This window comes from Cytophaga sp. FL35 (genome assembly GCF_014349235.1).
GTDB lineage: Bacteria > Bacteroidota > Bacteroidia > Flavobacteriales > Flavobacteriaceae > Euzebyella.
Genome location: NZ_JACSOH010000006.1, coordinates 219,459 through 232,247, shown reverse-complemented (window position 1 = coordinate 232,247; position 12,789 = coordinate 219,459). Strand labels below are relative to the sequence as shown.

The window sequence follows — 12,789 nt, the reverse complement described above, 5'->3', positions numbered from 1 at the left end:
CTATTTAATTGTCATATTTTCCATCAAAAATATTCGAAAAGGTACTTATAAAAACACCTATTTAGTACTAGGAAACCCTTGAAGAAAGGCGTGAACTCACTGGGTTTTTCCTTTTATATTTTCTACCATACCACAGTAAAATGCCCGTAACCGGTAAAGAGGCTACCACCAAGCTACTTAAAAAAGCTATTATTTTTCCAAATATCCCACCAATAGCACCTACGTGAATGTCGTAATTCATACGGATAAGCTTATCTGCTAATTTGGCATCCCCGTATTTGCCATAAATACCTTCAGTTTCAATTTCCTCTAATGTGGTCTGATCAAAATAGCGATAGTCGTTTTCGTAGTATAATCCGTCCGTTTTTGCTACCTCAACATAAATACTAACGCTGTCTGCATAGGGATAATGAATTTCATAATTGAGTGCCGCAGGATCTTCTCTTCGCAATCGGGATATTAAACGGTCTATTGGTGGAGCATTTGTTTCGGCTAGGTCTTTTTCAGTTTTATTATTAGGAATATAGAACATGGCTGTTTTCTCTCCCCCAATTCCCTTATAAACGGAGGAGTACATCCAATTAAAAGCCATTATTGAACCCGTAAAGGCCAATATAAATCCTAGAATATAGACATAGAAGCCCAAAACAGAGTGTAAATCGAAGTTTTTGCGTTTCCATTTTGTGGTTGCTTTCCAATCGAATTTCAATCGTTGTTTTAGATTCTTCCGTTTCTTGGGCCACCATAAAATTAGACCGGACACCAGAATAAACATAAAGAGGAAAACAGAAATAGAAACCACTTGTTCCCCAATTTCTGCAGGCAACCAGAGCCTAACATGGCCTTTAAGTACAAAGGCAAAAAAGCCACTAAAATGGTCTTGGATGCCCAAAATCTCGCCAGTATAAGGGTTTAGAAAAACGCTTTGATAAAACTCAGGATCCAATTCATAAAAAATAACTTCCAGAGCCTCATTTGGTTGGCCAAAAATAGTTCCATGAACATGTTTATTGGGAAAAACTTCCTTTGCCAAATTTTGTGCTTGTGTAGCGGTAATCATTTCACCATCCTTTTCCACTACGATAAAAGGCTCTACATATAAAGATTCAATTTCATCCTTAAAAACCCATAAGCAACCGGTGATACTCACGATAAAAACTACTATTCCCGTAACCAAACCTAAAATTTGATGAAGCTTAAGAATTGATTTTTTAAAAGAAAATTTTGCCATTAAAATGAAAGAAAACTTATGAATAATACGAGATTGGGGTTTTTACAACAACTGTATTTTAATTCTTGATGCGATATTGTTTTAAGGTCTCATCCATGTTTAAAATGAATTGTGTTCCCTTGACCAAATCTTCCATTTCTTCCAAAATGGGCTCTGAAACTTTTAGGCATATATCTACCAAGGGGTTACTACACCAAATCTTATTACATTTTCCGCCTTTGCAGGTAGCGCATTGGCATGGTGCATCTGAATCCTGAATGACACTTAGAAAATGGCCCAAATCAGACGCTGACATAAATATGCCCACCGTATCTACCACAAGTTGCAATTTGCATTCTTTGTTAGGTGCCTCAAAAATTTTGTAAAAGGCTCCATAATTGTTTCCATATATAAGTTCCATGAAATTTTGTTGGATTTAAAAAAAGCCGGCAACCCAACCTAGAAAAGGTTGCCGGCCAAACTAACTCAAACATTTAGTTCTACGAAAAACCGTAGGGTTATCAGAAATTGACTTCGGATAACAAAACGAAGATACATACTTATTTTTAATCAATCTAAATAAAATTATTAAATTTGGATAAGCCTTTAATCTCAAAAATCCGCAATGGACGATATACTCCTTATATATAGCAACAATCTAGGTCTAGCATTTCAATGGAAATATGTTAATTCTGAAAAGCAGAAAAAGGTACAGCTTGTTTTTAGGGATACCGGCTTGTTTCTTAGTATTCCCCAACTAGTTATTTTTTCGAATAATATCAAAACAAGTAAGCTTTCTTCCCAATGTACACCATGCCCAAGCAACAGTAATTGCAGAAGTATTTTGATAGAATCACCTTATAAAAGTGTTTCTTTTGCCATGAACCAGAAGGAGGTGGAGGAAATTGAGGACCTTGTGGAAGGAACTCTTTTTCAATTGAATTTAATTGAGTACCTAAGTGACCTTATCAACAAGTAATTATTAATGGTAAACACTAAAAAGCTCCGTAGCTTTATTGAAAGCCGCTTCAAAGACCATCCAATTGACCCCAGAATCAGCCTTTACCGCTGTAAGATAAGAGAGCATTTTTTCTGTGGGCATATTACCGGTAAGCTCATCCTTTGCCATTGGGCAGCCACCAAAGCCTTGAACCGCCCCATCAAAACGTCTGCACCCAGCCTTGTAAGCCGCGTCTACCTTTTCATGCCATTTTGTTGGGGTAGTATGCAAATGCGCACCAAACTCTATTTGAGGGTATTGAGGTATGAGATTGGAAAAAAGATAATCGATATTTTCCGGAGTGGAAGACCCTACAGTATCTGACAAAGACAATATGGACACGCCCATTTGGGCTAACGTTTGCGTCCACTCCCCCACAATATCCACATCCCAAGGGTCTCCGTACGGGTTTCCAAAACCCATGGAAATATACACCACCACTTCTTTTTCGCTAGCGTTGGCATTGTCCAATATTTCCTTTAGTATATCGATGGATTGGGAAATGGTCTTATGGGTATTTCTCATTTGAAAGTTTTCCGAAATGGAAAATGGATATCCTAAATAATCTATCTCCGGATGTTGGCAAGCGTCTACAGCTCCTCTCACATTGGCCACTATGGACAAAAGTTTACTTTTAGATTTCGAAAGATCCAATTGAGAAAGTACATCTGCGGTATCCGCCATTTGCGGAATAGCTTTTGGAGAGACAAAACTTCCAAAATCAATGGTATCGAATCCGCAGTTCAATAAAGATTGAATATACTTTACCTTTTCCTTTGTAGGAATAAAGGTCTTGATGCCTTGCATGGCATCCCTTGGACATTCAATAATCTTTACTTTCTCTTGCATACCTATCCAAAATTACCACTATTTATCTGATAATAATAAGTACACTGCAATACCCACAAACACAATTATTTGCAACCATTTTAGGTACCGACCTATACCGGGATTTTCCTTGATTCGAGAGGAAATAACGTCGGATAACAAAGCTATACTTCCGAAAATAAGGGAAGAAACCAACACAAATAAAGCTCCTAAAATATAGAACTGTACTACGGTACTAAGCGAATCACTAAATAAAAATCCAGGAAAAAAAGCCAAGAAGAAGATAGTAACCTTTGGATTGAGCACATTCATAATGAACCCTTGTTTAAATAAAGCTCCTAAGCTTTTTCGACTTACACCTTCTTTGGAGATGACCAAACTGGCATCGTTTCTGTATACTTTATAAGCCAAAAAGAACAGATAAATGGCCCCTAGCAACTTAATACCAAAAAAAAGTACATCGCTTTGCTTGATGATAGCAGATACCCCAAAAGCCAGTAGGGTCGTATGAATTATACAACCTGACATTAGCCCCGCCATGGTTGCCAATCCATACTTTCTGCCATTGACCAAACTTTGCATAAGCACATAAATGTTATCCGGGCCGGGTGAGATAGCAAGGGCTGCGGTGGCAGCCATAAAAGCATAGAGCGTTTCGTAATTCATGGGTTAAACTTAACCATTAAATCGAAATTCCAAATTGAGGTCTTTTTCATATCTTACCCCAAAATTACATACCATGAAATCAATTCAACTAACTTTCTTATTTGTTTTAATCAGCTCCGGCCTTTTTGCAACGGAGTATTCAAAAACCAACAATCCAAATTTTCATATGGAAAAAGACAGCCTTTTACGCCATGTAGTTATGTTCAAATTTAAAGAGGGAACTTCGCAGGCAGATATCGATAAAGTTCAAGAAGCATTTAGCGCATTACCGAGTAAAATACCTCAAATTGCCTCTTACGAATGGGGAACCAACAACAGTCCAGAAGGGCACGATAAGGGATTTACCCACTGTTTCTTTCTTACTTTTAAAAGCGAGGCAGACCGCGCTATTTATTTACCACACCCGGACCATAAAGCATTTGGCGGTATTTTAGGTCCATATTTAGAAGACGTTATGGTCCTTGATTATTGGACTAAGGAATAAATATACCTTACAAAAAATATTCTCTGGCCCGCTTCTATTCACTTAGTTTCGGGCCAGAATTGCTTTATTGATACTCTTTATTAGACCGGGACCTTCATAAATAAAGCCGGTATAGAGTTGAACCAAGTCTGCCCCAGCCTCCAACTTTTCTAGAGCATCTTGGGCACTATGAATACCTCCTACCCCAATTATGGGAAATGCTTTATTGCTTTTTTCTGCCAAAAAGCGAATCACTTCCGTACTTCTGGAAGTTAAGGGTTTACCGCTCAATCCCCCTGTTTCTTTTACTAAGTTTTCATCGGATTTTAGATGATCGCGGCTAATCGTGGTGTTCGTAGCGATGACCCCGTCTATATGGGTGTCTTTGACAATTTGAATGATATCCAACAATTGATCATCGGTTAAATCGGGTGCTATTTTCAGCAGAATGGGTTTTTCCTTTATGGAAAGTTTTTTGGCTTTAGAACTATTTTCTTCTTTCAACCTGTTCAACAATGCCGTTAGAGGCTCTTTATCTTGCAGTTCCCTTAATCCTGGAGTATTAGGTGAACTTACATTTACCACAAAATAATCTACATAATCAAAAAGCGCATTAAAACAAATAAGGTAATCATTTACAGCCTCATTATTGGGGGTAATTTTATTTTTACCTATGTTTCCCCCAATCAATACATTACGATTCTTTTTTAAGCGTTCAACGGCATCTTCTACCCCAGAGTTATTAAAACCCATTCGGTTGATAATGGCCCGGTCTTCTTTTAACCTGAACAGTCTTTTTTTAGGATTTCCAGGTTGCCCCTTGGGTGTTAGGGTTCCTATTTCGATAAATCCAAACCCAAAATTGGACAGTTCCTTAAACAGTTTGGCATCCTTATCAAAACCTGCCGCCAAACCCACTGGATTTTTAAATTTTAGTCCGAAGACTTCCTTTTCCAATCGAGGGTCTTGAAAATCATAAAGAGATTTGAATAGAGAAGAAAATCCTAATTTACTTAAGTTGCGCACCATTGAAAAAGTGAAGTGGTGTGCCTTTTCTGCGTCCATTTTAAATAACAAAGGACGAATAAAAGATGTATACATGAAACGTGTTGTGGTTTGCGCAAAAATACAAACTAATTCACGTTCTTATTCGATTTTTGGCCGAAGATTAAAACTCAATCCAACAGATGAGAATTATATCATCATTCCGGACTTTCTACTTCTGCATCATATTCCATTGGAATGGCCTTTATAGGACGTCTAAAAGCAGCGTTGCACAACTCAAGATATCGCTCGTACTGTTTGGCATTGAACGTTTCCAAGAATTTTTGTTCCACATCAAGGGAAACCGAAATTAATTGCCCTTGTAATTGCTTATACTTATCTCCCATAACAATCAAATCCTCTTCTTTGCTTTGCGGATGCTCCTTAAACAACAAATCAATTTGATCTTGGATAATCTTTGTCTGCACTTCCAGCTCACCTTTCAAGCTCTCCATTGTTGTCAATTGGCTATCGCTCAATTGAAAGGTTTCTTCGATCATTTTAGTATCCTTACCTCCAATACCTAAAAAACAATCTTGTGCAGCACCCACTAAAGAAATTGAAAAACATATCAATAGCACGTAAAAAGATTTATTGAACATTCTAAAAATTTAAAAAAGTTAAAATATTGCAGCTTTCTAAAAACAACAAAACCATAAATGCAACACCGGTACTGAGACCGATCAAACCTTCCCAGTAAAAAGTTCGTTGCCCCCAGAGGGTGCGTCTTTTAGGACCGAACTCCTTCTTATAACGACCGATTGTGAGTTTGCGTACACTAATTAGGCTTGCCAAAAAAATACACGTCACTAGGGCTATCTTCCAATAGTTTTCCATCGCTTACGGTATTAGTAGTTAAAAATAGGGTTTTAGAACTTTATATAAAATAAAAACCCCGCTCATGTGAGCGGGGTTTAAAGAATTACTTAGTATCTGTTATTTAAGCGCCAAATTCACCCTAGCGAATAAAAAGCGGCCACCGATACCAAATTGTTGGGCCCTACGCGACCAATCAAAACGGCCACCGCTTCGGTTACCAAAGCTCTCCTCGGCCCTGTCCGGATAAATATCAAAAAGGTTGTTGGCCCCAATGGTAAGCGTAAGGGCATCTGATGCTTTATAACCAATGGAAAGGTCCGTTACTAATTTGGTACCAAAAACCTGCTGGTTGGCCACTACCGTTGTAGCTTCGGTTACCTCTCCAAAATATACGTTTCTTAAGAACATAATCCAGCGGTCTGAGGTAAGGCTATTGGAAAGGTTCACTTTAGTTCTTGGTACGGCCTCCTCTAAGTATACCCTACTATCTTCAGGAAAATAGGTATCAACCTGCCCAGCATTCCGTAGTACTTCGGACGCATTGATATCCCCTATTTGGTTGGTTCTCGAAAAAGTACCTGCCAAATCGGACTTTAACCTGAAGTTGTCGCCAATATTGGTTTTATGGGTAATCACCACGTCCAAGCCCCTAGACTCGGTATTAATAGCGTTCGCAAAGAAGGAAGCAGCAGTAGCGTTGGCCTGCCTAAGCAAATTATCCAACTCAGTTCCTGTTCCCGGGCCTTGAAATTGACCTGTGTACACCACCCGATCATTGATTTCCACATAATAACCGTCCACAGTAAAGGTAAGATTGGCATCCGGTATGTTAGCCGTAAAACCCAAACTTACGCTACTGGAGGTTTCCTCTTTAAGTTCTGGAATACCCAATAGTTTTGCCGCTCTGCTATTATTCGCAAAAGTTCCCACTTCTTGGGGGTTTCCATTTTGGTCAAAAATCGTTGACGTAGAATTAAAATTGATCTGGTGCAAGGACGGAGCTCTAAAGCCGGTATTGGCGGCTCCCCTAATATTCAGGTTATCGGATATTTTATAGCGTGTTGCCAATTTAAAATTGATGGTAGACCCAAAATCGCTATAGTTTTCAAAACGTGTAGCGAAGCTCGCCAACCATTTTTCGGAAAAATCGGCCTCCACATCAAAATACCCGGCGATACTACTTCTACCCCTTGATAGCTCATTGGAAGGACTAAAACCGGGAAATACCTGTGATCCTCCCGGGCGTGCATTTCCAAAAAAGTCTTGTGAAGGTTGTTGTGAAGCCAATGTTATACGCTGACCATCCGCAGTATATTGGGAATAGGAGGCTTCTTCACCAGCAACAATATCATAGTTTTCAACCCTATACTCTGCACCAAACGCCACGTTCAATCCGGACATGACATCTTCAAAAAACCGATTTACATCTAAATTAGAGGTGTTCTGAGCAAAGGAGAATCCACCTGCATCAAAGAATGTAGGCGAAGCATTTTGCAAAGAGGCGTTGAATGTATTACCAATAGTATAAAGAAAGGAGTTCTTACCATAGGTATTACTTAAATCTACATTCCACTCGTTTATTTTACCCTTGATACCTACGGACAAAGATCTATCCTTAATGGTAGAATTGATTTCTGGTAGAAACCCATTGATGTAAGCCGGAGTATACGTTCTACTTTGGTTCGGCAATCGATAAAAACCGGCAGAATTTCCAGTTCTAGAACTAATTCCCGCAAAGGAATATACTTCAGTTCCGTTATCGTCCAAAGGCAACGCAAAATTGGCAAAAAGACGACCACCTCTTAAGGCCGATTGCCCTACCCTCATATTATAATCGCTACGCTGCTGATTTCTTGCCGCCAGTTCCGAAGTGGTGGCATCCTGAGATAAAATGGGCTGCAATTCTTCTTTGGTAGTTGCTCCGTTCAAAGCTATTCCCGCTTGGTTGGCGTATTGGATCACATCCGTTACATCATCATCCAATAACGCAGATAAATCATAACCATCATTATTTGCAAAACGTTCCACGACATTGTATTGATTGAACACCTCACCTTCCCATTCTTTCATTCTGCTATAATCCTCACGCACATCAAAATCACCTGAAAGATTAATATATCCTCCATTTTCACCAAGAGGAAGACCGTAACTAGCGGCAACGTTGGTAGATTCTCCGTCTACGCCACCTGTTTGGTCATTGGCATTTTTAGAGAAATTGGCCCCCGTGGTAACCGTGGCATTTAATTCATTCACAGATTTATTTAGAACAATATTGATGACTCCAGCAATGGCATCAGAACCATATTGGGCCGCAGCACCGTCTCTTAAGACCTCGATTCTCTGAATGGCGGAAGCGGGTATGGCATTTAAATCCGTTCCTACGCTACCCCTACCAAAAGTACCGTTCACATTGATCAAAGAAGAAGTATGCCTTCTTTTACCGTTAATCAGAACCAAAACCTGATCCGGACCTAAGCCCCGTAAGGAGGCAGGGTCAATATGGTCTGTACCATCAGAAATCGTTTGGGTGTTTGAAGTGAACGATGGGGCCACATAATTTAAAATCTGATTTAAATTCACCTGAGGAGCCACATTGTTCAGTTCCGCCATGTCTATGACATCAACGGGAACCGTGCTTTCTGTAGCTGTCCTATTGGGGTTACGCGAACCTACTATCACTACCTCGGACAATGCTACCCCTGAGGATAATTGTATTCTCATCGCACCGCTGGTAGCTGTTACCTCTTTCGTTTCAAAACCTATGTAAGAAACCACTAAATTGTCTCCAGGCTCAGCATTAATAGAAAAATTACCATCAAAATCGGTTGTTGAACCAGTTGTAGTACCTTTGACAACAACGGAGGCTCCAGGAAGGGGAACCGAATCATCATCAATCACTGTACCCGTTATTTGGGCATTGGCCAAACCAATAACCCCAAAAACGAGAATCAAAACGTTAAAAAATTGCTGTTTCATATAGTTGTTTTTAAGTTATGTTAACAGCAAGTTAGGTAAAAAGAGCATAAAAATGTAAGAAACCACCTCTTTTGAGTTACAAATTTTAACTTTTTAATAGATTTTTAGATAAAAAATTACACTTAATACAATAATTAACAATGCAGCATATTATCAATCGATTTTTAAACTATGTGAAAATTGATACTCAAAGCGATCCTACCTCGCAAACCACTCCCAGTACTGAAAAGCAATGGTATTTAGCCGATTTACTCGTTGATGAATTGAAGGAGATTGGAATGCAAGATGTCTCTATAGACGACAATGCCTATATCATGGCCACTTTACCAAGTAATATAGAAAATGACGTGCCAACAGTAGGATTCATTTCTCATTTTGATACTTCGCCAGATTTTTCAGGTAAGGATGTAAATCCGCAAATCATAGAAAACTATGATGGAAAGGACATTGTTTTAAACGCTAGGGAAAACATAATTCTCTCTCCTGATTATTTCGAGGATTTACAACAGTACAAAGGCCAAACGTTAATCACTACCGATGGAACCACGCTATTAGGTGCGGATGACAAGGCCGGCATTGCCGAAATTGTTACGGCTATGGAATACCTTATCAACCATCCGGAAATAAAACATGGTGATATAAGAATTGGTTTTACACCAGACGAGGAAATTGGCCGAGGCGCTCACCTATTTGATGTGGACAAATTTAATGCAGACTGGGCCTATACCATGGACGGTTCTCAGGTTGGGGAACTAGAATATGAAAATTTTAATGCTGCCAGTGCCAAAATAACGATAAAGGGTAAAAGTGTACACCCCGGTTATGCCAAAAATAAAATGGTAAACGCCATAAGTATTGCCAATGAGTTCTTGAGTATTCTGCCTCCTGAAGAAACTCCGCAAAATACAAGTGACAGAGAGGGATTCTTTCATGTTCATCATATAAAAGGCGAAATTGAACATGCAGAATTTGAGATGATCATTAGGGACCATGATAAGGACCTCTTTGAAAAAAGAAAACAATTAATAAAGGATATAAGTGCTCAACTGAACAGCGATTACGGCGATTGTATACAAACCGAAATCAAGGACCAGTATTTTAATATGCGGGAAAAAATTGAGCCAGTTTCATTTATTGTTGACATTGCCAAAGCAGCTATGGAATCTGTTGGCGTACAACCTATCATTAAGCCCATAAGAGGTGGCACAGATGGATCGCAATTGAGCTATAAAGGTTTGCCCTGCCCAAATATTTTTGCTGGAGGACATAATTTTCATGGAAAGTATGAATACGTTCCTGTACAAAGTATGTTGAAAGCTGTACAGGTAATTGTTAAAATTTGTGAGATTGTGGGTACTGCCAAGCCCAAAAATGCCTAACTTATAAGGAAAACAATTAAAGATGGACCGGCAAGAAAAGGTGTTCAAATACTACGAAGAGGAACATCAATTTAGGACTGGGATTGGAGTGCTTCGTGATTTGGCCCTAAAAACTGGTTTGGAAGAGACCTATAAATGGAATTTCCCTACCTACACCATAAACGGTAAAAACGTTTTGGCCATTTGCAAGTTCAAACAGCACTTTGGCATATGGTTTTTTAACGGAGTATTTTTAAGCGATCATACCAAGGTTTTAGAAAATGCTCAAGAAGGAAAAACCCAGGCTATGCGCCATTGGAAGTTTAAATCCGAAGAGGATTTAGACCCAAAAATGATTACTTCCTATATGTTGGAAGCCATTGAAAACCAGAGAAAGGGTATTGAACTAAAACCCTCCAAAAGAAGTGTTTCAGAGAACGTTGAAATTCCTGAGCTTCTAAATAAAGCTTTGACGGAAACCGATGGCGCCCAAAAAGCTTTCGAGGGCCTGTCAAATTATAAAAAAAAGGAATACGTTGAAAATATTGTTATGGCAAAACGGGACAGTACCAAGCTGTCCCGTTTGACCAAAATTTTACCGCTAATTTTACAAGGCAAGGGTCTGCATGACGCCTACCGATAATACCGCAAAAAAAGTTATAGCATAGGCAATTTCCAACCGTTTTGGTAGTTCGCTTTTAAATATTGATTGGCCTCAGTTTGTTTAAAGCCCGCTTTGGCATCATCCCAATAAATTCTATTCCCAGATTTATAGGCCACGTTACCCATATGCGAGACCAAAGCAACGTCATATCCTACTTTTATGGGAGCGTTTAGCAGTGATGTATCCCTACTCTTCACAGCATCAATGAAATTGGCCGTATGGAGGTCCAACCCACTTTTATCGCCTTTATCCTTTTTAATGGCATCCATTTTGGGAATACCTTTTTTACCCCATCCTTGAAACTCTTCTTCAGGAATGACCTCCCAACCATTTCTATCCACTACCAAGGTTCCATTGTTCCCTATAAAGGCAATACCATGGTTTCTGCCATAATTTCCTCCATCTATTCCAGTGGCGTGCTCCCATAGAATGGAAAATCCATCATATTCAAATACGGTCTGTAGGGTATCTGGAGTTTCGGAAGCGTCGTTTGGATATGCAAATTTACCACCTAATGCCATAACGGATTTGGGTCTACCGGCCTTCATGCCATACAATGCATAATCAATTAAATGCACGCCCCAATCGGTCATGAGTCCGCCCGCATAATCCCAAAACCATCTAAAATTAAAATGGAATCGGTTCATATTGAACGGCATTTGAGGCGCAGGGCCCAACCACATTTTATAATCTACCCCTTCTGGAACGCTGGTGTTTTCCAAAACGGGAACAGGTTTCATCCAACCTTGATAGGCCCATGTCTTGGCCAAACGAATTTCTCCCAATTTTCCGGAGTGAACAAAATCTATAGCATCTACAAAATGAGGCTGACTACGTTGCCACTGACCTACTTGAACGATGCGGTCACTAGCCCCAACATAGTTCAACATAATATCTGCCTCTTCTACGGAATTGGCTATTGGTTTTTCGCAATACACATCCTTACCGGCCTTTAAAGAATCAATTAATTGGAGACAATGCCAATGATCGGGAGTTCCTATAATTACGATATCAACATCCTTATCTTCTAACAGTAGCCTGTAATCCTTATACCATTTTGGTTTTTTAACCCCAGCCTTTTCCAAATCTGCCGTTCTTTTCTTTAAAACGGACTCATCTACATCACAGAGAGCGGCAACATTGATCTCATTAAGCTTTAGCATAGATGACAGGTTGCTAAAACCCATACCGTTGCAACCTATGAGCCCTACGTTGATTTGGTCGTTTGGGCTTACCCTTTTTCTCATGCTTGCCAAAAGTTCCATAGGAAACAGAAACGCAGCGCCCGTTCCCATAAATGCCAAGGACCCTTTCCTTAAAAATTGTCTTCTAGTACCGTTCATTCTCTTAAATAGTTTAAGTTGATGTTTGAAGATACTAATTTACCGGTAAAACAGGGTCATAAAAAAACGCCCTCAATTTCTTGAGGGCGTTTTATCTTTTATAATCAAAGGGTTACTTTTTTTCTGTCGCATTTAACTTTTTGCTCATTTCCATAGAAATGGCAGAACGGTCAAATTTTAACTTCCCGGCCATGGTCTCAAGAATACAGGAAAAATCCTTGTCGTTCAATTCCATAATTTTTCCGTGAAGTCCACTTTTAGTAACTACTCTGTCTCCGCGCTTTAATTCTGCGGTAAATTTCTTTTCATCCTTCTGACGTTTAAGTTGTGGACGGATCATAAAAAAATATGCCACCACAAAAATCAAAATCATTGGAAGAAATTGGCCTAAATCGCCCATAGTCTATGCTTTAAATTG

At 39.3% G+C, this 12,789-nt stretch carries 13 protein-coding genes; 4 read left to right on the top strand and 9 right to left on the bottom strand.

Annotation, left to right across the window (positions count from 1 at the left end; genetic code table 11):
- Positions 1-67: 67 nt before the first annotated feature.
- Positions 68-1,231: a PepSY-associated TM helix domain-containing protein gene (locus tag BIZ36_RS07260; RefSeq protein WP_187457211.1), complete on the bottom strand. Its 1,164-nt coding sequence runs from the start codon at positions 1,229-1,231 to the stop codon at positions 68-70.
- Positions 1,232-1,289: 58 nt separating this feature from the next.
- Positions 1,290-1,631 (bottom strand): hypothetical protein, encoded by a 342-nt coding sequence (locus tag BIZ36_RS07255; RefSeq protein WP_187457210.1) that lies wholly within the window; start codon positions 1,629-1,631, stop codon positions 1,290-1,292.
- Positions 1,632-1,835: 204 nt separating this feature from the next.
- Here BIZ36_RS07255 and BIZ36_RS07250 point away from each other — a divergent pair, with 204 nt between their 5' ends.
- Positions 1,836-2,189, top strand: a complete 354-nt coding sequence (locus BIZ36_RS07250) for a hypothetical protein (protein WP_187457209.1) — start codon at positions 1,836-1,838, stop codon at positions 2,187-2,189.
- A 3-nt stretch (positions 2,190-2,192) separates the two neighbouring features.
- Here the strand turns inward: BIZ36_RS07250 and BIZ36_RS07245 are convergent, their stop codons facing one another.
- A complete protein-coding gene (locus BIZ36_RS07245) occupies positions 2,193-3,059 on the bottom strand; it encodes a hydroxymethylglutaryl-CoA lyase (RefSeq protein WP_187457208.1) in 867 nt (288 codons plus the stop codon).
- An 18-nt stretch (positions 3,060-3,077) separates the two neighbouring features.
- Entirely contained in the window at positions 3,078-3,704 is a 627-nt protein-coding gene (locus BIZ36_RS07240; protein ID WP_187457207.1) for a LysE family translocator, read from the bottom strand.
- A 166-nt stretch (positions 3,705-3,870) separates the two neighbouring features.
- Here BIZ36_RS07240 and BIZ36_RS07235 point away from each other — a divergent pair, with 166 nt between their 5' ends.
- Positions 3,871-4,188: a Dabb family protein gene (locus BIZ36_RS07235; protein WP_222937299.1), complete on the top strand. Its 318-nt coding sequence runs from the start codon at positions 3,871-3,873 to the stop codon at positions 4,186-4,188.
- A gap of 42 nt (positions 4,189-4,230) precedes the next feature.
- On the opposite strand, the gene BIZ36_RS07230 is transcribed toward BIZ36_RS07235, so the two are convergent.
- From BIZ36_RS07230 to BIZ36_RS07220, 3 genes are all read right to left on the bottom strand, one after another.
- Entirely contained in the window at positions 4,231-5,268 is a 1,038-nt protein-coding gene (locus BIZ36_RS07230; RefSeq protein WP_187457205.1) for a quinone-dependent dihydroorotate dehydrogenase, read from the bottom strand.
- Positions 5,269-5,369: 101 nt separating this feature from the next.
- Positions 5,370-5,813 (bottom strand): hypothetical protein, encoded by a 444-nt coding sequence (locus BIZ36_RS07225; RefSeq protein WP_187457204.1) that lies wholly within the window; start codon positions 5,811-5,813, stop codon positions 5,370-5,372.
- 334 nt (positions 5,814-6,147) lie between these two features.
- A complete protein-coding gene (locus tag BIZ36_RS07220) occupies positions 6,148-9,006 on the bottom strand; it encodes a TonB-dependent receptor (RefSeq protein WP_187457203.1) in 2,859 nt (952 codons plus the stop codon).
- 140 nt (positions 9,007-9,146) lie between these two features.
- On the opposite strand from BIZ36_RS07220, the gene pepT reads away from it, so the two are divergent.
- Together pepT and BIZ36_RS07210 are read left to right on the top strand one after the other, a co-directional pair.
- On the top strand, positions 9,147-10,385 hold the full coding sequence (pepT, locus tag BIZ36_RS07215) for a peptidase T (protein ID WP_187457202.1): 1,239 nt from the start codon (positions 9,147-9,149) through the stop codon (positions 10,383-10,385).
- Between the two features lie 22 nt (positions 10,386-10,407).
- Positions 10,408-11,007, top strand: coding sequence for a YdeI/OmpD-associated family protein (locus tag BIZ36_RS07210; protein WP_187457201.1), 600 nt, complete (start codon positions 10,408-10,410; stop codon positions 11,005-11,007).
- Between the two features lie 14 nt (positions 11,008-11,021).
- On the opposite strand, the gene BIZ36_RS07205 is transcribed toward BIZ36_RS07210, so the two are convergent.
- Positions 11,022-12,371: a Gfo/Idh/MocA family protein gene (locus BIZ36_RS07205; protein ID WP_187457200.1), complete on the bottom strand. Its 1,350-nt coding sequence runs from the start codon at positions 12,369-12,371 to the stop codon at positions 11,022-11,024.
- A gap of 112 nt (positions 12,372-12,483) precedes the next feature.
- A complete protein-coding gene (gene yajC, locus BIZ36_RS07200) occupies positions 12,484-12,771 on the bottom strand; it encodes a preprotein translocase subunit YajC (protein ID WP_187457199.1) in 288 nt (95 codons plus the stop codon).
- Positions 12,772-12,789: the final 18 nt, after the last annotated feature.